We start from the raw sequence: 20,135 nt of genomic DNA, 5'->3' as shown, positions 1-20,135 counted from the left end.
CCGCTGTAAGGGCGGGCTCGCGGGACGAACGACACGGCTTGCCCGCTCGGACCCGATCCGATTTTTCGACCGATCGTGCGGGCCGCGCCCCGAACCGTTCCGAGGATACGACCACCATGGCCAAGACCCGCAAGATCCCGAAGGGCCCCTCGCAGCGCCAGCTGTCGGTGGGCGAGAAGGTTCGCCATGCGCTGACCGAGATCCTGGCGCGGCGCGAGATCCGCGATCCGCTTCTCGAGCGCGCCGTCGTCACCGTCGGCGAGGTGCGCATGAGCAACGACCTGAAGCTCGCCACCGCCTATGTCACCGTGCTCGGCGAGAGCGAACTGAAACCCTTCGTCGCGGCGCTGAACGCCAACGCGAAATTCCTGAGGGGCCGGCTCACGCCCACCCTTCGCACGATGAAATACATGCCGGAGGTCCGCTTCCTCGAGGATGAAAGCTTCGACAACTACGCTCGGATCGACGCGCTGCTGCGCTCGCCGGCGGTGTCGCGCGATCTCGAGAGCGACCCCGAGACGAACGAGGACGAACGATAATGGCGCGACGCGGCAAGAAGCCGAAGGGACGTCCGATCTCGGGCTGGGTGATCTTCGACAAGCCGGTGGGCATGGGCTCGACCGAGGCGGTGTCGAAGATCAAGTGGCTCTACTTCGCGCAGAAGGCGGGCCATGCCGGCACGCTTGATCCGCTGGCCTCGGGCATGCTGCCGATCGCGCTGGGCGACGCCACCAAGACCGTGCCCTTCGTCATGGACGGCCGCAAGACCTATCGCTTCACCGTGCGCTGGGGCGCCGAGACCACGACCGACGACACGGAAGGCCCGGTGACGAATTCCTCGGACACGCGCCCGTCGCGCGAGGCGATCGAGGCGCTGCTGCCGAACTACACCGGCGACATCAGCCAGGTGCCGCCGAACTTCTCGGCGATCAAGATCGAGGGCGAGCGGGCCTATGACTTGGCGCGCGCCGGCGAGACCGTCGAGATCGCCGCTCGCACCGTCAGCGTCCACCGGCTCGCCATCACCGGCATGCCGGACGAGGCGACCACCGTCTTCGAGGCCGAGTGCGGCAAGGGCACCTATGTGCGCGCCATCGCGCGCGATCTCGGCCGCGATCTCGGCTGCTTCGGGCATATCACGGAGCTGCGCCGCATCTCCGTCGGCGGCTTCGGCGAGGACGATCTCGTCACGCTCGACGAGCTGATGGACGCCGCCGAGGAAGGCCTGGAGGTGCTCGACGCCGAGGCGATCGAGGCCGGCTCGAAGCCACGCGTCGTCCGGTTCGAGGCGCTCGACGAGTTCGTTCTGGATGCCGCCACCGCGCTGTCGGACCTCTATGAGGTGACGCTGACCGAGGAGCAGGCGGGGCGGGTGCTGTCGGGCAACCCGGTGCTGCTGCGCGGGCGCGACGCGCCCGCCTCCTGCGACGAGGCCTATGCCACCGGCCACGGCCGGCTTGTCGCGATCGGCTCGATCGACCAGGGCTCATTCCATCCCAAGCGCGTCTTCGGCGGCCGGGGCTGAAAGGCCGCGTACGGACCTGAGACGGGCCGCGTCTGGTCAAGCCGGGACCGATCGGCTATAGGAGCGCCACGGATCGGCGCTCTCAAGGCGCCTCGATGCGTTTTCACGGCCCCGGCTGGACGACATCCTTGCCGCGGGCGACTTCTCCCAACACACCCGATCGAAAGGGACATCCGATGTCGATCACTGCAGAGCGCAAGGCCGAACTGATCAAGGAATTCGCGACCGTCGAAGGCGACAGCGGTTCGCCCGAAGTGCAGGTCGCACTTCTCTCCGAGCGCATCAACAACCTGACCGACCATTTCAAGTCGCACAAGAAGGACAACCACTCGCGTCGTGGTCTCCTGCGCATGGTCGCCACCCGCCGCAGCCTTCTGGATTACCTGAAGCGCAAGGAAGAGCAGCGCTACACCGACCTCGTCGCGCGCCTCGGCCTTCGCCGCTAAGGCTTCCGAAATCGCGAGCGGCGGACCCGGTCGGGCCTCGCCGCCGCGCCCCATCAAGATTGCCGCCGGCTGACCCCAGCCCGCGGCCACTGCCCCGGCGGGGCGCGCCCGAACGGACGCCGCCCGTCAGACGCCGAAGAGCCGAACGCTCGCGGGGCAGGATTGCCGGAGGCTTCCCGGCATGATCCGAAGGGCCGACCCGCCCCGGACCGCATCGTGCCGAGGCGCCGCGCCATCCTGCGGCGCGCGCCTCCCGGAAGCCTCCCGCTGTCTTGCCCGTGCGCGTTTCAACGCCAACGGCCGCACCGCTTTTCGAGCGGTCCCGCGGCCTGCACGAGAGGCATATCTCATGTTCCATACCCACAAGGTCGAGATCGAATGGGCCGGCCGCACGCTGACCCTCGAAACCGGCAAGATCGCCCGCCAGGCCGACGGCGCCGTGCTTGCCACCTACGGCGAGACCACCGTGCTAGCGACCGTCGTGTCGCAGAAGCAGCCCAAGGTCGGCTTCGACTTCTTCCCGCTGACCGTGAACTACCAGGAAAAGGCCTTCGCGGCCGGCAAGATCCCAGGCGGCTACTTCAAGCGCGAGGGACGCCCATCCGAGAAGGAGACGCTCGTCTCCCGCCTCATCGACCGTCCGATCCGTCCGCTCTTCGCCGCCGGCTACAAGAACGACACGCAGGTCGTCGTCACCGTCCTGCAGCATGACCTCGAGAACGATCCGGACGTCCTGGCGATGGTCGCGACCTCGGCGGCGCTGACGCTGTCGGGCGTGCCCTTCATGGGCCCGATCGGCGGCGCGCGCGTCGGCTGGATCGATGGGGCCTACAAGCTCAACCCGCATGTCGACGAAATGGCGGAGTCGAAGCTCGACCTCGTCGTCGCCGGCACGCAGGACGCCGTCCTCATGGTCGAGTCGGAAGCCCACGAGCTCGACGAAGCCACGATGCTCGGCGCCGTGATGTTCGGCCACAAGGGCTTCCAGCCGGTGATCGACGCGATCATCCAGCTCGCCGAGCACGCCGCCAAGGAGCCGCGCGAGCACAACCCGGCCGACAACTCGGCGCTCGAAGGCGAGATGCTGCTGATCGCCGAGGGCGAACTGCGCTCGGCCTACAAGAACACCGACAAGATGGCCCGCTACACCGCCGTCGACGCGGTGAAGGCCAAGGTCATGGCCCACTTCCTGCCCGAGGGCGCGGACCCGAAGGCGCCGAAGGAAGTCGTCGGTGCCGTGTTCAAGGACCTCCAGGCCAAGATCGTGCGCTGGAACATCCTCGACACCAAGAGCCGCATCGACGGACGCGACCTCTCCACGGTCCGTCCGATCGTCGCGGAAGCCGGCATCCTGCCGCGCACCCACGGCTCGGCGCTGTTCACGCGCGGCGAGACGCAGGCGCTGGTCGTCGCCACGCTCGGCACCGGCGAGGACGAGCAGTACGTCGACAGCTTGACTGGCACCTACAAGGAGACCTTCCTCCTTCACTACAACTTCCCTCCCTACTCGGTCGGCGAGACCGGCCGCATGGGTTCGCCCGGCCGCCGCGAAATCGGCCACGGCAAGCTCGCCTGGCGCGCCATCCGTCCGATGCTGCCGGCCAAGGAAGCCTTCCCCTACACGATGCGGGTCGTCTCCGAGGTCACCGAGTCCAACGGCTCGTCCTCGATGGCCACCGTCTGCGGCACCTCGCTGGCGCTGATGGATGCCGGCGTGCCGCTCGGCAAGCCGGTGGCGGGCATCGCCATGGGCCTGATCCTCGAGGGTGAGCGCTACGCGGTCCTCTCCGACATCCTCGGCGACGAGGATCACCTCGGCGACATGGACTTCAAGGTCGCGGGCACGGAAGCCGGCATCACCTCGCTGCAGATGGACATCAAGATCCAGGGCATCACCGAGGAGATCATGAAGGTCGCTCTCGAGCAGGCCAAGGGCGGTCGCCTGACGATCCTGAACGAGATGGCCAAGGCGCTGTCGACGAACCGCGCCGAGCTCGGCGAGTTCGCGCCGCGCATCGAGGTCATGCAGATCCCCACCGACAAGATCCGCGACGTGATCGGCTCGGGCGGCAAGGTGATCCGCGAGATCGTCGAGAAGACCGGCGCCAAGATCAACATCGAGGATGACGGCACGGTGAAGATCGCCTCCTCCTCGGGCAAGGAGATCGAGGCGGCCAAGAAGTGGATCCACTCGATCGTGGCCGAGCCTGAAGTCGGCGAGATCTACGAGGGCACCGTCGTGAAGTGCGTCGAGTTCGGCGCCTTCGTGAACTTCTTCGGTTCGCGCGACGGCCTCGTCCACATCTCGCAGCTGGCTGGCGACCGCGTCGCCAACACGAAGGACATCGTGAAGGAAGGCCAGAAGGTCTGGGTCAAGCTGATGGGCTTCGACGAGCGCGGCAAGGTCCGCCTCTCGATGAAGGTCGTCGACCAGGCCACCGGCGAAGAGATCAAGAAGAGCCAGGACGACGCCGCCTGATCGGCAGCGTTTGAATGGACGGTTGAGAGGGGCGGGCCGCGAGGCTCGCCCCTTTTTCGTTGTGGGGAGGGAGGGTGGGGGAGGCGGGGCAACCGAACGGTCCCATGCGGTCCGACGATCGACCACCAACCCCACCGGTTCGTCATCCCGGCCCCCGAGCCGGGATCCATACCGCAGTCGTCGGTTAAGGCGGATCGGCGTCCGTCAGCCGACGTTCGGTCAGCGGGAAGCCGCACGCGTCAGGGCATGGATCCCGGCTCGGGGGCCGAGATGACGAGCTTGAAAGATTGAGATTGAATTTGGCGTGCCGAAAAATGGGATCCGCTCTCCGCTCTCCGCTCTCCGCTCTCCGCTCTCCGCTCTCCGCTCTCCGCTCTCCGCTCTCCGCTCTCCGCTCTCCGCTCTCCGCTCTTGAGCCAGACTGCGCGAGGCTGGCAGCGTCATCCGCGAGCCGGCAACGGAACCCGCAAGCGTCTCACCTCACGGTCGCGCCGCGACGGCATAGCCACCGCCGATCGACGTGCACCGACCCGACGCATGCCGCCGCTGTCTCATCGCAACCCTCAATCCACCGCCGCCGCCTGCGGCCCGACGACCTCCACCAACCCCAGCCAGCGGGCGAGGTCCGCGAGTTCCGCCTGCAGCTCGTGCAGCGTCTCGGGCGGGGCGTCGGGTTCGAGATGGACGGCGGGGACGAGGAGGCGGGAGGTGGCGCGGTCGGACTTGAGGTCGACGCGCGCCACGAGGCGGTCGCCGAGAAGGAAGGGCAGGACGTAGTAGCCGTGGAGGCGCTTGTCGGCGGGCGTGTAGATCTCGATGCGGTAGCGGAAGCCGAAGAGGCGCTGCGTGCGGGCGCGCTCCCAGACGAGCGGGTCGAACGGGGCGAGAAGCGCGCGGGCCGCGATGCGGCGCGGCAGGCGGACGTCGCGATGCAGGAAGGCGGCGGGCCAGCCGGGCACCGCGGCCGGCACCAGTACGCCCTCTTCGACGAGCCCGGCCACGGCGCGCGCGGCGTCCGCGGGCCCGAGGCGGAAATAGTCGCGGAGTTCAATGAGCGTGGCGATGCCCAGCGCCCGCGCCGCCCGCTCGATCAGGGCGCGCTGCGCTTCCCCCTCGCTCGGCGTCGGCAGGGCGAGGATCGCCGGCGGCAGCACGCGCTCGGGCAGGTCGTAGACGCGCTCGAACGAGCGCCGCCGCGTCGCCGTCGTCACGTGGCCGGCATAGAACAGCCATTCGAGCATCCGCTTGGGCTCGCTCCACTCCCACCAGCCCGGGCGGCCACGATCGAAGTCGGAGGCGGCCAGCGGCCCCTCGTCGCGGATGCGTCCGAGGATCGCCATCGCCTCGCCGCGGCGCTCGCCGGCAAAGACCCGCATGCCCGCATAGCCGGCTTCGCCGCGATCAGCCCGCGCCATGCGCCAGCGCAGATCCGGGTGCAGCGCCAGCGGCAGGAGCGAGGCCTCGTGCGCCCAATATTCGAAGAGACGGCGCTCGGAGCGCCGGCCCCAGGCGGCCCGATCGATCAGCGTGGCGTCGTAGGGGCCGAGCCGGGAGAAGGCCGGCAGGTAGTGCGCGCGCGTCAGGACGTTGACGCTGTCGATCTGGTGCAGGCCGAGCCGATCGACCGTGCGCCGGAGGTGGCCGGCATCGACGCGCGCCGGCCGGGCCGCACCGAAGCCCTGCGCCGCCAGCGCGATGCGGCGAGCCTGCGCCGCGTTCAGATGCTCCGTCATCGGCCGATCCGCTCCTTCGCGCCCCACAGGTTCGCGCGCCGGGGTAGACTAACCGATTCGTCGGCCTCGAACGATGCGGCGTCGCTGAACGGGTCGGGCCGGCGAAGCGATGGGCGTCCCGCCGGCCTCGCAAGTTGCGTTACGGCGCGGGGTTGCCGACGCGCTGGTGGACCTCGTCCACCGCCGCCTGCATCTCGTCGGTCCAGACGACGTCCTCGGCGGCGAGGCACTCGTCCAGCTGCTCCAGCGTCGTCGCGCCGATGATCGTCGCGGTGACGAAGGGCTGGGCGAGGACGAAGGCGTTGGCGAAGGTCGCCGGCGCCAGATCGAACCGCCGGGCGAGCGCGACATAGGCGTCCACCGCCTCCGCCGTGCCGCGCTTCTCGTAGCGCTGCAGCCGGTCGAACAGCGCCTTGCGCGAGCCTTCCGGCAGCACGCCGCCGGCATACTTGCCGGTGAGGTAGCCTTGGGCGAGCGGCGAATAGGCGAGGAGCCCGACGTCTTCGCGCAGGGCTACCTCCACCAACGCCGGCTCGAACACGCGGTTGAGGAGGTTGTAGGCGTTCTGGATCGACTGGACGCGGGGGCCGCCACTGCGCTCGCTCTCGGCAACGAAGCGCATCGTGCCCCAGGCGCTCTCGTTCGACAGCCCGATATGGCGGACCTTGCCGGCGCGCACGATCTCACCGAGCGCGTCGAGCGTCTCGGCGATCCCCACCTCGTCGGGATCGCTCTCCGGCGTCTTCCAGCGCGTCGGCACCGAGCCGAAGCCAGCGGTCGGCCTGTCCGGCCAGTGGATCTGGTAGAGGTCGATGTGGTCGGTGCCGAGCCGCGCCAGCGACTTGTCGACCGCCTCGAGGATGTTGCGGAGATCCAGCCGCGGCTTGGCGCCGTCGTCGCGGAACCAGCGCGAGTCGGATCGGCCGACCACCTTCGTCGCGATCGTCAGGCGATCGCGCCCGCCGCGCGCCTTCAGCCAGGATCCGATGAAGCTTTCGGTGGCGCCTTGGGTCTCGGCCTTCGGCGGGATCGGGTAGAGTTCGGCCGTGTCGATAAAGTCGACGCCGCGATCCAGCGCGCGGTCGAGCTGCGCGTGTCCCTCGGCCTCGGTGTTCTGTTCGCCGAAGGTCATCGTGCCCAGGCAGATGCGGCTGACATGGAGTCCGGTTCGCCCGAGCGGTCGTTTCTGCATGGGAAGGGGTCCGTTGCGTGGAAAGGGGTTGCGGCGAGTCCTACAGGCGATGCGGCGGCGCAGCAAACGGCGGATCGCGTCGCACTTGCCGTCAGGCGCCCTAGATGACGAGGCAGCTGCAACGAACCCCGACGAGCCTTCCCATGCTGCTTCTTCTCGTGCCCGCCTTTGCCTGCGACGGCGATCTCTACGAGCCGCTGATCCCGCTGCTGCGGTCCGATTTCGACTGCGAGACGGTGATCGCCGAGGCCCCGGATATGGCGGCCTGCGCCGCGTCCGTGGTGGAGGCCGCCAAGGGCCGCTCCTTCGTGGTGCTCGGCACCTCGTTCGGCGGCCATGTCGCGCGCGAGGTGGCGCTGCTGGCGCCGGCGCAGGTGCGGGGTCTGGTGGTGATGGGCGCGGGGGCCGGGGGCGCCGGGCCGCGCCAGTCCTATGACGAACGCCGAGGCGTGATCGAGGACGATGGCGGCGCCGCGCTGTTCGAGGCGATGGCGCGCGGCATCGTCTTCGAGCCGGAAGGGCGGGGACAGGAGGCCGCCGACAGTTTCCGGCTCATGGCCGGGCGGGCGCCGCTCGACCGTGTGCTGGCGCAGAACGAGGCGCTGATGACGCGCGCCGAGCGGCTGGAGGCGGTGGCCTCGATCGGCTGTCCGTCGCTGCTGATCTGGGGCGAGAACGACGCCTTCTCGGCGCCGGCCGACGGGCGCGCGATGGCGGCCGCGATGCCGGACGCCCGTTTCGTCGGCCTGGAGGAATGCGGCCATCTGCCGAGCCTGGAGTCGCCGATGCGGGTGGCCGCGGAGATCCGCGCCCGCTTCGTCGAGCCGCCCGTCGCCGGGTGAGGCAAGGGACCCGTACGAGCCCGCCTTACTTGGCGGGCTCGGTCACCGTTTCCACTTCGCCGACGATCTCGGCCCGGCGCTCCTGCGCCTTCAACTCGTCGAGGGCCGGCATCGACATGATGTTGTAGCCGGCATCCACGTAGTGGATCTCGCCGGTGACGCCCTTAGACAGGTCGGACAGGAGGTAGAGGGTCGAGCCGCCGACCTCCTCGTGCGTGACGTTGCGGCGCATCGGGGCGTTTCGGCGCTGGTAGTTCAGCATCAGCCGCGCGTCGGAGACGCCGGCGCCCGCCAGCGTGCGCAGCGGCCCGGCCGAGACGGCGTTGACGCGGATGTCGCGCGGGCCGAAATCGGCCGCGAGATAGCGCACGGAGGCTTCGAGCGCGGCCTTCGCGACGCCCATCACGTTGTAGTTCGGCATGACGCGGGTGGCGCCGCCATAGGTCAGCGTCACCAGCGAACCGCCATTGTTCATGATCGCCGCCGCCCGCTTGGCGATCTCCGTGAAGGAGAAGCAGGAGATCAGCATGGTGCGGGTGAAGTTCTCGCGCGTCGTGTCGGCGTAGAGACCCTTCAACTCGTTCTTGTCGGAGAAGGCGATGGCGTGAATCACGAAGTCGATCTTGCCCCACTCGGCCTTCAGCGTCTCGAAGACGCGGTCGACCGAGGCGATGTCCTCGACGTCGCAGTCGACGAGCAAAGTCGAGCCGATCTCGGCGGCGAGCGGCTTCACGCGCTTGCCGAAGGCGTCGCCCTGATAGGTGAGCGCGATCTCCGCGCCCTGCGCGGCCAGCGCCTTGGCGGCGCCCCAGGCGATGGAATTGTGGTTCGCGACGCCCATCACGAGCCCGCGCTTGCCCTTCATCAGGTCGCCCATGGCGCCGTTCCCCCGAATGGTCAATCTCGCACGCGCTGGAAGACCAGCGTGGCGTTGGTGCCGCCGAACCCGAAGGAGTTCGACAGCACGGTGTCGAGGCGCACGTCGTCGCGGCGTTCACGCACGATCGGCATGTCCGCGAACTCGGGATCGAGCTCGTCGATATGGGCGCTGGCGGCGATGAAGTCGTCCCGCATCATCAGGAGCGAGTAGATCGCCTCCTGCACGCCCGTCGCGCCCTGGCTGTGGCCGGTGAGCGCCTTGGTGCCGGAGATCGGCGGGATGGCCTCGCCGAACACCTCGCGGATCGCCTGCACCTCCATCCGGTCGCCGACCGGGGTCGAGGTGGCGTGCGGGTTGATGTAGTCGATCGGACCCTTCACGTTGGCGATCGCCTGGCGCATGCAGCGCGTGGCGCCCTCGCCGGACGGGGCGACCATGTCGGCGCCGTCCGAGGTCAGGCCATAGCCGACGATCTCGGCGTAGATCTTGGCGCCGCGCGCTTTCGCATGCTCGTATTCCTCGAGCACGAGGACGCCGGCGCCGCCCGCGATGACGAAGCCGTCGCGCGCCTTGTCGTAAGGCCGCGAGGCGACCGACGGCGTGTCGTTGAAGTTCGACGACATGGCGCCCATCGCATCGAAGAGCACCGACAGCGTCCAGTCGAGATCCTCGCAGCCGCCGGCGAACATCACGTCCTGCAGGCCGAGCTGGATGAGCTGCGCGGCGTTGCCGACGCAATGCGTCGAGGTCGCGCAGGCCGAGGAGATCGAGTAGCTCGGGCCCTTGATCTTGAACCAGGTGGAAAGCGTCGCCGAGGCGGTGGAGCTCATGGCCTTGGGCACCGCAAGCGGGCCGACCTTGCGGGGACCCTTCGTGCGCGCGATGTCGGCGGCCTCGATGATGGTGCGGGTGGACGAGCCGCCCGAGCCCATCACCAGCCCGGTGCGCTCGTTCGAGACGTCAGAGGGCTCGAGGCCGGCGTCGGCAATCGCCTCGTCCATCGCGACGTGGTTCCAAGCGGTGCCGCCACCGTGGAAGCGAAGCGCCCGGCGGTCGAGGATCGTTGTGGGATCCAGCGTCGGCTTACCGTGGACGCGCGAGCGAAAACCCAGTTCCGCATAGTCGGGCGCGAAGGTGATGCCGGAGCGCGCGGCTTTCAGCGAGGCGGCGACCTCGTCGGCATTGTTGCCGATCGAGGACACGATGCCCATTCCGGTCACGACGACCCGTCTCATGGCAAACTCCGTCTGGGATCCGCATCGAGCGCGATCCGTTCATGCTCGTCTGAGGCGGCCGCGGTTCAGCCCCCGGCCGGCACCGCGCCGTCTTCGTCCTTGAACAGGCCGACGCGCAGGTTGCTCGCCCGATAGATGACCTCTCCGTCGGCTTTCATCCAGCCCTCGGCGATGCCGAGCTTCAGCTTCGAGCGCATGACCCGGCGAAATTCGACGCCGTACTCGACATGCCGGACCTTCGGGGTCACCTGACCGCTGAACTTCACCTCGCCGACGCCGAGCGCCCGGCCGCGGCCTTCCTCGCCCAGCCAGCCGAGATAGAAGCCCGTGAGCTGCCAGAGCGCGTCGAGGCCCAGACACCCCGGCATGACCGGATCGCCCTGGAAGTGGCAGGCGAAGAACCAGAGGTCGGGCGAGACGTCGAACTCGGCCTTGATCGAACCCTTGCCGAACTCGCCGCCGTCGAGCGTGATCTCGGTGATGCGGTCGAACATCAGCATCGGCGGCAGGGGAAGCTGCGCGTTGCCGGCGCCGAACAACTCGCCCCGACCGCAGGCCAGAAGCTCGTCCTTGCCGAAATGGGTCTTCTTCGTGTCCATCGCTCCGCCCGTGTTCGCTCGGCTGTCCCTGCCGCGCCGAATTTTCGTGGACCGAGCCCTTAGCACGGGTGCGGGCGGGGGCAAATGCGTTAACTGTCCGCCGACCGGTCGTGCTGCGTGTGCCGACGCCGCCGGCTCGCGTTTTTCATGGGAGCCTTCAGCCGATGTCGTGCCCGCGCCTTCCCGTTCTCGTGATCGCCGCCTGCGTGGCCGCAGGTTGTCTGCCCGCCGGGGCGCAGGAGTGGCGCGCGGGCGAGGGCGCCGGTGGAGCGCGGGCCTTCTTCACGCTGGGCGGTCGCCCCGCCGGCCTCGAGTTCGCCTGCGAGGGGCGGGGCACGATCCGCACGATCGTCGCGGGCAACGGCGCGCAATTTCCCGGCGGGCGCGACCTGACGCTCGCTCTCGTCGTCGACGGCACCGCGCATGTGACGAGCGTTCGCGCCGAGGCGGAGCCGAACGGCGCGGGCTCGCGCTTCGTTCGCTGCGACGCGGCGGCTGCGCTGGCGCCCCTGATCGCGGCGCTGGCGAAGGGAAAGACTCTCGAAGTCGCGGGACCCACCGGCCTCGTGGCGCTGCCGCTCAAGGGATCGGGCAAGGCGATGGCGCGGCTGGCCAGCGGCTGCGGCGGCTAGCGACAAGGCGCCGAATTGTCCTTCGCGGCGATTGCGATTATATTGCCATCGCGAAGGGGACTTGCGACAAGACCATCGCTCTCGCTAAAGTAGATAAACGAACTCAAGTTTTAGATGGCGACCATCATGGACCACCGGGCCCCGTCCCACACGCTGGATGCACGATCCGCATCGAGGCAACAGAGCTTCTGCGTCTTCGAGCGTCTGCGCGCCGCGGGCCTGCGTCCGACGCGCCAGCGCGTCGCCCTGTGCAATCTGATCTTCGGGGCCGGCGACCGCCACCTCTCGGCCGAAGACCTGCACGACGAGGCGCACAAGGCCGGCGAGCCGGTGTCGCTCGCCACCGTCTACAACACGCTCCACCAGTTCACCGATGCCGGCCTCGTGCGCCCGCTCTCGGCCGAGGGGCAGCGGACCTATTTCGACACCAACACGTCCGACCATTTCCACTTCTTCGTCGAGAACGACAACACGATGATCGACATTCCCGACGGGACGATCTCGGTGAGCGACCTGCCCGAGCCCCCCGAGGGCATGGAGATCGTGAACGTCGACGTGGTGGTGCGCCTGCGCCGCAAGGCCGTGCCGGCGGCGTGAGCCGTCGCGGCTGGTGGGCCGCGGGGTGAGACCTCGGCGCTCGAAGCTTGAGAGTCCGACGAAAAAAAGGGCCGGGATCACGATGATCCCGGCCCTTTTTTTGTGAGTGATCGTTCTGATCCGTAGCTTACCGAATGCCTGAAGGCGTTCGTCTAGCCGAACGTCGAAAGGCCCGCGGCTGGATTCGCCGAATGCCGGGGGCATTCGTCGGGGGGTGGGCGCTGACGAACGCGTCTATCGTCCGGGCCGGGCCTGACGTCAGAAGCGTTCGTCGGGATAAACCCCCCACATCTCGTTCTGCGAGACGAACCCGCGACGGCCGGCCGCTTCCACCTGGCACCAGCCGAAGGAGCACTCGCGCACCTTCGTCACCACGCCCGGCTCCATCTCGGCCACCACCGCGCCGTCCTCGGCTGCGGCGCGGTGCATGGCGATCGTCGCGTCCTTCTTGCCCTTCAGCCACGGGGCGGCCAGCGCGGTGCGCTCGCCCGAGAGCAGCGAATGATAGACCCAGCCCTCGGTGCCCTCCGAATCGCGGATGCGGCGCCAGAGGTCGTATTCCTGGATGATCTCGACCGGCAGGCCCGGCTTGGTGAAGAGCCAGGACACCGCATAGTCCTTGCCGGGACCGACGCGCAGGTTCACCCGCGCCGACTTGAGCGAGACGAAGCGCGGCAGCGGCAGCTTCTTCGACATTTCGGCGTCCTCGCCGGTCTCCTCGGCGGCGGCGGTGGCCGCCACCGCCTCGGGCAGCGTTGCGGCTGCGGCGGGCGACTGGGCGTGAGCCGGCAGGACGGCGAGAAGGGCGGCACCGGAAACGAGCGAGACGAGCGTGCGGCGAAGGGCGGCGGACGGGGACAGCAAGGCCGAAAACTCCAGGCAGGACGGGCGGCGCGGGGGCGCCGGAAGCGATCGCGCCTCTCGCCCGTGCCGCCGCCCCGGCCGCGCCCGCGTGGGGGGGAGGGGAAGCGAGGCGAGAGGCCGGATCGTGACCTCCACTATCGCCGATTGCGGTTAACAGACCCTTCCGCAAGCACCCTGTCGCGACGGCGATGCACAACGCGGGAGCGCAGCTGCGGGACGTCTTTCGGTTGCGTCGCAGCCCGCGCCGCAGCACCATTCCCCCGATCGCCTCGGGTGTTCTAAGGCCGGTCCATCCATGTGATGGCACGGCCGATCGACGCCGGAGCCCCATTCGCCGCGAAGACCGGAAACCATCGGCGCGCGGCCTTGTCGAGGAGGAACAGGCATGAGCGAAACCCTGGAGCGCAGCGCGGCAGCGCCCGTCCACTCCGCGCCGGGCGCGAGCGACGACGTCGCGCGCTGGCTGGCGGCGTTCGAGACGGCGCTGGCGGCGGGCGACGTCGATGCCGCCACGGGCCTCTTCACGGAAACGAGCTTCTGGCGCGATCTCGTCGCCTTCACCTGGAACCTCAAGACGGTGGAGGGCCGCGCCGGCGTGCGCTCGCTTCTGGAGGGAACGCTCGAGGCGACGAAGCCCACCCGCTTCCGGCTGGACGGCGAGGCCAGCGAGGCGGACGGCCTCGTCGAGGGCTGGTTCACCTTCGAGACGGCGGCGGCGCGCGGGTTCGGCCACATCCGCCTGAAGGGCAAGCTCTGCTGGACGCTGCTCACCACGATGCGCGAGCTGAAGGGCTTCGAGGAGAAGAAGGGCCGCGCCCGCGAGAAGGGCGTCCATCACGGCGCCGAGGCCGCGCGCAAGTCGTGGCTGGAGCGCAAGGAAGAGGAGGAGGCCAAGCTCGGATACGAGACGCAGCCCTATGTCGTCATCGTCGGCGGCGGGCAGGGCGGCATCGGCCTGGCGGCCCGGCTGAAGCGGCTCGGCGTGCCGACGGTCATCATCGAGAAGAACGAGCGGCCCGGCGATTCCTGGCGCAAGCGCTACAAGTCGCTGCATCTCCACGATCCCGTCTGGTACGACCACCTGCCCTACCTGCCCTTCCCCGACGACTGGCCGGTCTTCGCCGCCAAGGACAAGATCGGCGACTGGCTGGAGCACTACACCCGCATCATGGAGCTGAACTTCTGGGGCTCCAGCACCGCCAGGTCGGCTGCGTTCGACGAGGCGAGCGGCGAATGGACCGTGGTGGTCGACCGCGACGGGCAGGAGGTGGTGCTCCATCCCAGGCAACTCGTGATGGCGACCGGCCTCTCGGGCAAGGCCAACAAGCCGCGCTTCCCCGGCATGGAGACGTTCAAGGGCGACCAGCACCATTCCTCCGAGCATCCCGGTCCCGACGCCTGGACGGGAAAGCGCGCCGTCGTCATCGGCTCGAACAACTCGGCGCACGACATCTCGGCCGCGCTCTGGGAGGCCGGGGCGGACGTCACGATGGTGCAGCGGACCTCCACCCATATCGCCCGCTCGGACTCACTGATGGAGCTCTCGCTCGGCGGGCTCTATTCGGAAGACGCGGTGGAGCGGGGCATCACCACCGACAAGGCCGACCTCATCTTCGCCTCCGTGCCCTACCGGATCATGCCGGACTTCCACGTGCCGGTGTACGAGGCGATGAAGGCGCGCGACGCCGACTTCTACGCCCGGCTGGAAAAGGCGGGCTTCCTCCTCGACTTCGGCGAGGACGGCTCCGGCCTCTTCATGAAGTACCTGCGCCGGGGCTCGGGCTACTATATCGACGTCGGCGCCTCCGAGCTCGTCGCGGACGGGAAGATCAAGCTGAAGTCCGGCGTCGGCATCGCCGGGATCCGCGAGCATTCGGTGGCCTTCGACGACGGCACGGAACTGCCGGCCGACCTCATCGTCTACGCCACCGGCTATGCCTCGATGAACGGCTGGGTCGCCGATCTCATGGGCCAGGACGCTGCCGACCGGGTGGGCAAGTGCTGGGGCATGGGCTCGGGCACCACGAAGGATCCCGGCCCCTGGGTCGGGGAACTGCGCAACATGTGGAAGCCGACGGCACTGCCGAACCTCTGGTTCCACGGCGGCAACCTGCACCAGTCCCGGCATTACTCGCAGTTCCTCAGCCTGCAGCTGAAGGCCCGCATGGAAGGGCTGGACACCCCCGTCTGGGGCCAGGACGAGGTGCATCACACCAGTTGAGGGACCGTGCCGTTTCGAGATCGGGGCATCGTGGATACGCCGACACGGGCTCCGATCCTCGGATTTGGAAGGCAACTAATGGCGGGCTGGGCGCTGCCGTTAGGGAAGTCTGTGGTTTGTCGGCATGTTGGGTCCTTCTCTCCTTGCTCTCCACGCCTTTCGGTTGTGATATCGACGTATTGTGCGATCCGTCCGCTCGTTTTGCCCGTTCGTCCGCTCTGGACGCCGGGCGACAGGGGAGGGCGGATCGATCCGTGAGGGGATGACGTCGCGTGCGTGACTGGTTGCGAATGAGCATGGCGACGACGGTTCTCCTGTCGGCCTCTCCGGTGGTCGCCCAGACCTTCGGCGATTATGCTGCGGGGGTCCTTCAGGAGATGGTGAAGGCCCAGTCGAGCGAGCGGCGGGCTCCCGCCGCCAAGCCGCGCAGCGACACGCTCTGGCTGGTGATCGCCAGCCGCGAGGACCCGCAGGAGGCCGTGGCGCTCGGCGAGGCCTATGGCCCGACCCTCGGGCCGACCCTCGTGATCCAGAGCCGGAACGGGCGCTATGCCGTGGCGGCGGGCACGCTCGCGCGCGACAAGGCCAAGGCGAACCTCAAGGCGCTCAAGGAGCTTCGCCTGATTCCCGAGGACTCGTTCCTCTCGGGCGGCGAGAACCTCGACCGGGTCGTCTGGCACTCGCTCGACGGACCTTCGGCGCTCGATCTCATGGCGCGGCCGGCCTACCGCCAGTCGGTTCGGCGCTTGCAGGCCGCCTTCTCGCGGCTCGGCGTCTACGAGGGGCCGGTCGACGGGCTCATCGGCCCGTCCACCGGCAAGGCCTTCGAGCGCTTTGCCGAGCAGTTCGGCGCCCCCTCCTTCGAGGTCTTCGACGCCGACGCCCTGGCCGCGGTCGAGGCGACCGCGCAGGATGGGTTCCGCAACGATGCCGAACGCAGTCTGGCGGCGGCCCGAGGCTTTCAGGATGCCGCGGCCTTCACGGAGGCCCAGAGCGGCGGCTTTCCCTCGGCCTCCGCCTTCAGCGAGGCGCGGGCCTTGGGCTTCCGCACGATGCGCGACTTCGATCAGGCGCGGTCCGGCGGATTTCGCAGCAGCGACGACTACATCCGCGCCAAGGCCGGCGGCTTCGCCTCCGCCGCCTCGCTCGATGCCGCCTCGCGCGCCGGGTTCGAGACGGCCGAGGACTACAAGGCGTTCCAGGCCTCCGGCTTTTCCGATGCCGAGGCGTTTCGCACGGCCCGGCGCGCCGGCTTTGCCGATCGCGCCGCCTTCGAGAAAGCCGAGGCCGACCGCCTGAAGCGCGCGCAGCGCGAGGCGCGCACGCTGATTTCGGATGCCGATGCCTTCCTGCGGCTCAACCCGCAGACGCCGGGTCTCCTCGCCATCGCCTCCGAGGTCGCGACCGTCAACGGCGCGATGGGGTCGGGGGCGCCCGACACGCTGGCCGCCGCGACGCTTCGCCTGCGCGGCGCTCTGGCTCCCGCTCCCGGATTCGCCGCGTTCGAGGAGGCACGACGCACCGAGCGCGTCGCCGAGGAGGTCCGTCGCGTCGCGGCGCTGCGCGCCGAGCTGACGGAGCGCCAGCGCGATCTCTCGAACTGGGTGGCCGCCAACCTGACATCCGACGCGCTGCCCGAGATCGTCGCCGAGTTGACGCTGCTCGAGAGCGATCTCAAGGGCGGCGACGGCGAGATCCTCACGCAGGCGCGCGAGCGCCTCGCCTCGCTGATTGCCCGTCGGGGGCTGGCCGCCCCGATCGCGCTTCTCGCCGCCAGGGCCGCGCCGTCGACCCCGGCGCCGCCCGCCGGCGGCGTCGGGGCGGCGGTGGCGGTGACACCGGCCAATGCGCCTCTGCTGGAGGGCGCACCGGACGATGTCGTGGTTCTCTACAATGCCGGCCCGCGCGCGCCGTCCCTGACGCGCAACCTGATGGGTGCCTTCGCCTTCACCACCGGCAAGGCCTCGCTCTGCACCCTCGCCGTGCCGGCGCAGCCGGCGCTGCACCGGGCGCTTGCGGGCGAGCTCGCACGATTCGGCGCGAGCCGGATCGACCTCTCGCCGAACGCCTGCGGCCCGCTCGACATCGCCGCCCGCGATCTCCTTCTCGTGCGGCGGGGCGACTTCCTGACATCGCCGCCCTCACTGGCCGCGCCCGTCCTCGAAGCGCTGGAGGCGGGCGCCCTTCGCGTCTTCACGGAGATGCCCTACGCAGTGCTTCTCCGGCGCGAGGCGGCCGAGACCACGCTTGCGGCCGCCATCGAGGCCGATCTGGGCACGGGCGCCCGCAACGGCTTCGGTGCGCTCGTTCCCGCCAAGGGTGGCGGTGCGCTCTGCGCCGTTGTGCCGGACGAGCGCGAGGCCCACGACGCAATGCTGGAGCCGCTCGGACGGTTCGTCGCCAACGAGACCGGCGCGGTGCCGCCGGTCCGCTTCGTCTCGGCGGACGAGGCTTTCCAGGCCGTACGTCAGGAGGATTGCCGCCTCGTCTATGCCTCGGCCGACGTCCTGAAGACGATGAGCGAGGCGTTGAAGCGCGATGGTCTCGCAGCCTCCTTTGCGCCGTTCTGGTACGAGCGCACGACGCTGGACGCGGCGATCGCCGAGCGGGAGACTGCGCGCAAGGCCGAGCTTGCGGCTGCGGAAGCCCGCCGCCTTCAGGCGACGACCGAGCGCGAGGACGCCGAGCGTCTCGCCCGCAACGAAGCGTCGACGCTGGGGGCGAAAGAGGCCGAACTGCGCCAGCGTTATGGCGTCGAGGCAGCGGCGCTTCTAAACACCTATTCGGAAGCCCTGAAGGCGCTGGTGCTCGATCATCCGCCGGTCATTCTCGCCGGCCGGGACGGAGCGCAAAGCGTGATCGGCGATCTCTTCCCCGCGTTCCGTCGCTGGCAGACCACGCTGGCGCCCGAGGACTGGCAGCCGATCGCCGTCAAGGTGGACATCGCCGATTACGGTCTGGCGCAGTGGCGGGAGCGCCAGATGGAAGCGATCGCGCTGGAGACCAAGGTTCAGATCGTCAGTCGTGAACGGGGCGAGTATCGCGAGGCCTGCTTCCTCATGGCGATGATCGTCGACGGCGAGTTCCAGATGCACCGTGACCCGCTGGAGACCCCCTGCGGCGACGAGGGCAAGGCGAAGCTCGCGGCGTGGTCGCTCGGCCATCATCTCGAAAGCCGCTGGGTCGCCGCACGCTGAACGGCAGCGTTCAGCGTGCGGCGCGCGGGCGCCTGTAGCGAATTTCCTCGAAGCGCATGCGAAGGACGTCGACGAGGAGGAGGCGGCCGAGGAGCGGGTCGCCGGCGCCAGTCGCGAGCTTCACGACTTCCGCGGCCGCCAGCGTGCCGAGAATACCGGTGACGACGCCGAGAATGCCGGCCTCGGCGCAGGAGGGCACCAGCCCCTCGGGCGGCGGCTCGGGAAAGAGGTCGCGGTAGCCGGGATGAGCGACGCCGTCGGAGCCCGTGGCGTAGGGCGTCAGCGTCGTCAGCGAGCCGGAGAAGCGCTGCACGGCGGCGGTCACCAGCGGCTTTGCCAGCCTCTCGCAGAGGTCGGCCATCGCGTAGCGCGTCGAGAAATTGTCGGAGCCGTCGAGGACGATGTCGTAGGCGTCGACGATGGCGGGGGCGTTGTGTTCGCCGAGGCGAAGGGCATGCGGCACCACCGCGACATGCGGGTTGATCGCGGCGATCGCATCGCTCGCGCTCGCCAGCTTGGAGCGGCCGAGATCGGCGGTGCCGTGCAGGATCTGTCGCTGGAGATTGGAAAGCGACACCGTGTCATCGTCGGCGATCCCCAGCGTGCCGACGCCGGCGGCGGCGAGATAGAGCGCGGCGGGCGAGCCGATGCCGCCGGCCCCGACGAGAAGGACGCGCGCGCGCTTCAGCCGCTGCTGCCCGGCGCCGCCGATCTCCGGCAGCATGACGTGACGGGCGTAGCGCTCCAGCTCCTCGCCGGAGAGGGGCGGGGGCGTCGAGGTCGTCTCAGTCATGCGATCGCTCCGTGGCGCACGGTCAGCATCTGGGCGCGGGCGCCCAGCGCCTCGAACAGCGCGGCGTCGGTGCCGGTGAGGAAGGACTGGACGCCGAGCGTGTCGAGAATGTCGAACAGCGCGGCGCGCCGGCCGGGATCGAGATGGGCGGCGATCTCGTCGAGGAGCAGCACCGGTGCCATGCCGGACGCGACCTCCACCAGCCTGGCATGGGCGAGCACCAGGCCGATGAGGAGGGCCTTCTGCTCACCGGTGGACGACAGGGCCGCGGGCATCGCCTTCTCGCGGTGGCGCACGTCGAGATCACCGCGATGCGGCCCCTCGGTGGTGCGTCCGGCCGCGCGGTCGAGCGGGCGGCGGGTGCGCAGGCGCCGGGCGACGGCGTCTTCCAGATCCACCGCCGGGCCCTCCAGCGCGAAATCCTCGAAGCCCGAATGCAGCGTCAGGTCGGCGACCGGAAAGGGCGAGCCCCCTTGCGTCTCGATCGAGGCCCGCAGGCGCGCCACGAGATCGGCGCGCGCCAGCGCCAGCGCGAGGCCGAGCTCGGCCATCTGCGCCTCGATGCCGGTGAGCCAAGCCTCGTCCATCCGGTCCTCGGACAGGAGGCGGTTGCGGCCGCGCATCGCCTTCTCGTAGTCGAGCGAGCGGCGGCCATGGCCGGGATCGACGGTCAGCACCATCCGGTCGAGGAAGCGGCGGCGCTCGCCGGCCGGCCCCGTGAAGAGCCCGTCCATCGCCGGGGTCAGCCAGACGACGCGCAGATGGTCGAGCAGCTCGTCGGCGGTGCGGGTCTGCGTGCCGTCGATGCGCACGAGGCGCGCGGCGCCGCTCCCCTCGTCGGGACGCACCAGCGTCAGGAGATCCATCGGCTCGCCGTCCTCGCCCTGCAGGCGGGCGCGC

17 protein-coding genes are annotated in these 20,135 nt (G+C 69.4%); 9 read left to right on the top strand and 8 right to left on the bottom strand.

The genetic code is table 11. The annotated features are described in order from the left end of the window. Positions 1-116 precede the first annotated feature (116 nt). The 4 genes from rbfA (at position 117) to pnp (ending at position 4,450) form a co-directional block, all read left to right on the top strand. Positions 117-539: a 30S ribosome-binding factor RbfA gene (gene rbfA / locus AUL33_RS12950; protein WP_062208611.1), complete on the top strand. Its 423-nt coding sequence runs from the start codon at positions 117-119 to the stop codon at positions 537-539. Continuing rightward, a complete protein-coding gene (gene truB / locus AUL33_RS12945; RefSeq protein WP_062208608.1) occupies positions 539-1,525 on the top strand; it encodes a tRNA pseudouridine(55) synthase TruB in 987 nt (328 codons plus the stop codon). Before rbfA ends, truB begins: the two co-directional genes overlap by 1 nt. Positions 1,526-1,701: 176 nt before the next feature. Beyond that, positions 1,702-1,971: a 30S ribosomal protein S15 gene (gene rpsO / locus AUL33_RS12940; protein ID WP_062208604.1), complete on the top strand. Its 270-nt coding sequence runs from the start codon at positions 1,702-1,704 to the stop codon at positions 1,969-1,971. A 349-nt stretch (positions 1,972-2,320) separates the two neighbouring features. Beyond that, the gene (pnp, locus tag AUL33_RS12935; protein ID WP_062208601.1) at positions 2,321-4,450 is read left to right on the top strand and encodes a polyribonucleotide nucleotidyltransferase; all 2,130 of its coding nucleotides are present in this window, start codon (positions 2,321-2,323) and stop codon (positions 4,448-4,450) included. Between the two features lie 563 nt (positions 4,451-5,013). On the opposite strand, the gene AUL33_RS12930 is transcribed toward pnp, so the two are convergent. After that, a complete protein-coding gene (locus tag AUL33_RS12930; RefSeq protein WP_062208598.1) occupies positions 5,014-6,183 on the bottom strand; it encodes a winged helix-turn-helix domain-containing protein in 1,170 nt (389 codons plus the stop codon). Positions 6,184-6,322: 139 nt separating this feature from the next. Then, positions 6,323-7,375 carry an aldo/keto reductase gene (locus AUL33_RS12925; RefSeq protein ID WP_062208596.1) on the bottom strand — a complete coding sequence of 351 codons (1,053 nt, stop codon included), beginning with the start codon at positions 7,373-7,375 and terminating at the stop codon, positions 6,323-6,325. Positions 7,376-7,518: 143 nt separating this feature from the next. Here AUL33_RS12925 and AUL33_RS12920 point away from each other — a divergent pair, with 143 nt between their 5' ends. Next, positions 7,519-8,217 carry an alpha/beta fold hydrolase gene (locus AUL33_RS12920; protein ID WP_062208593.1) on the top strand — a complete coding sequence of 233 codons (699 nt, stop codon included), beginning with the start codon at positions 7,519-7,521 and terminating at the stop codon, positions 8,215-8,217. 25 nt (positions 8,218-8,242) lie between these two features. Here the strand turns inward: AUL33_RS12920 and fabI are convergent, their stop codons facing one another. The 3 genes from fabI to fabA form a co-directional block, all read right to left on the bottom strand. Continuing rightward, a complete protein-coding gene (gene fabI, locus AUL33_RS12915; RefSeq protein WP_062208590.1) occupies positions 8,243-9,094 on the bottom strand; it encodes an enoyl-ACP reductase FabI in 852 nt (283 codons plus the stop codon). 20 nt (positions 9,095-9,114) lie between these two features. Further along, the gene (fabB, locus tag AUL33_RS12910; RefSeq protein WP_082652567.1) at positions 9,115-10,332 is read right to left on the bottom strand and encodes a beta-ketoacyl-ACP synthase I; all 1,218 of its coding nucleotides are present in this window, start codon (positions 10,330-10,332) and stop codon (positions 9,115-9,117) included. 65 nt (positions 10,333-10,397) lie between these two features. Beyond that, positions 10,398-10,931, bottom strand: a complete 534-nt coding sequence (gene fabA, locus AUL33_RS12905) for a 3-hydroxyacyl-[acyl-carrier-protein] dehydratase FabA (RefSeq protein ID WP_062208584.1) — start codon at positions 10,929-10,931, stop codon at positions 10,398-10,400. A 164-nt stretch (positions 10,932-11,095) separates the two neighbouring features. Between fabA and AUL33_RS12900 the strand changes: the two genes are divergently transcribed. Continuing rightward, a complete protein-coding gene (locus AUL33_RS12900) occupies positions 11,096-11,563 on the top strand; it encodes a hypothetical protein (protein WP_062208581.1) in 468 nt (155 codons plus the stop codon). A 114-nt stretch (positions 11,564-11,677) separates the two neighbouring features. Next, entirely contained in the window at positions 11,678-12,160 is a 483-nt protein-coding gene (gene irrA, locus AUL33_RS12895) for an iron response transcriptional regulator IrrA (RefSeq protein ID WP_244492204.1), read from the top strand. A gap of 258 nt (positions 12,161-12,418) precedes the next feature. Here irrA and AUL33_RS12890 read toward each other — a convergent pair whose 3' ends face one another. Continuing rightward, positions 12,419-12,952, bottom strand: coding sequence for an SH3 domain-containing protein (locus AUL33_RS12890; protein ID WP_374754430.1), 534 nt, complete (start codon positions 12,950-12,952; stop codon positions 12,419-12,421). 457 nt (positions 12,953-13,409) lie between these two features. On the opposite strand from AUL33_RS12890, the gene AUL33_RS12885 reads away from it, so the two are divergent. Continuing rightward, entirely contained in the window at positions 13,410-15,245 is a 1,836-nt protein-coding gene (locus AUL33_RS12885; protein WP_082652566.1) for an NAD(P)/FAD-dependent oxidoreductase, read from the top strand. A 290-nt stretch (positions 15,246-15,535) separates the two neighbouring features. After that, positions 15,536-18,442 carry a peptidoglycan-binding domain-containing protein gene (locus AUL33_RS12880; protein WP_062208576.1) on the top strand — a complete coding sequence of 969 codons (2,907 nt, stop codon included), beginning with the start codon at positions 15,536-15,538 and terminating at the stop codon, positions 18,440-18,442. A gap of 10 nt (positions 18,443-18,452) precedes the next feature. Here AUL33_RS12880 and moeB read toward each other — a convergent pair whose 3' ends face one another. Further along, the gene (gene moeB, locus AUL33_RS12875; RefSeq protein ID WP_062208573.1) at positions 18,453-19,235 is read right to left on the bottom strand and encodes a molybdopterin-synthase adenylyltransferase MoeB; all 783 of its coding nucleotides are present in this window, start codon (positions 19,233-19,235) and stop codon (positions 18,453-18,455) included. Then, positions 19,232-20,135: DNA replication/repair protein RecF (locus AUL33_RS12870; RefSeq protein WP_062208570.1), on the bottom strand; the 904-nt coding region annotated here is incomplete at its 5' end. The genes moeB and AUL33_RS12870, both read right to left, overlap by 4 nt.

The sequence above is a fragment of the Aureimonas sp. AU12 genome, from assembly GCF_001463705.1.
GTDB lineage: Bacteria > Pseudomonadota > Alphaproteobacteria > Rhizobiales > Rhizobiaceae > Aureimonas.
The sequence above is the reverse complement of the archived record's forward strand: the minus strand, read 5'-3'. Positions and strand labels throughout refer to the sequence as shown.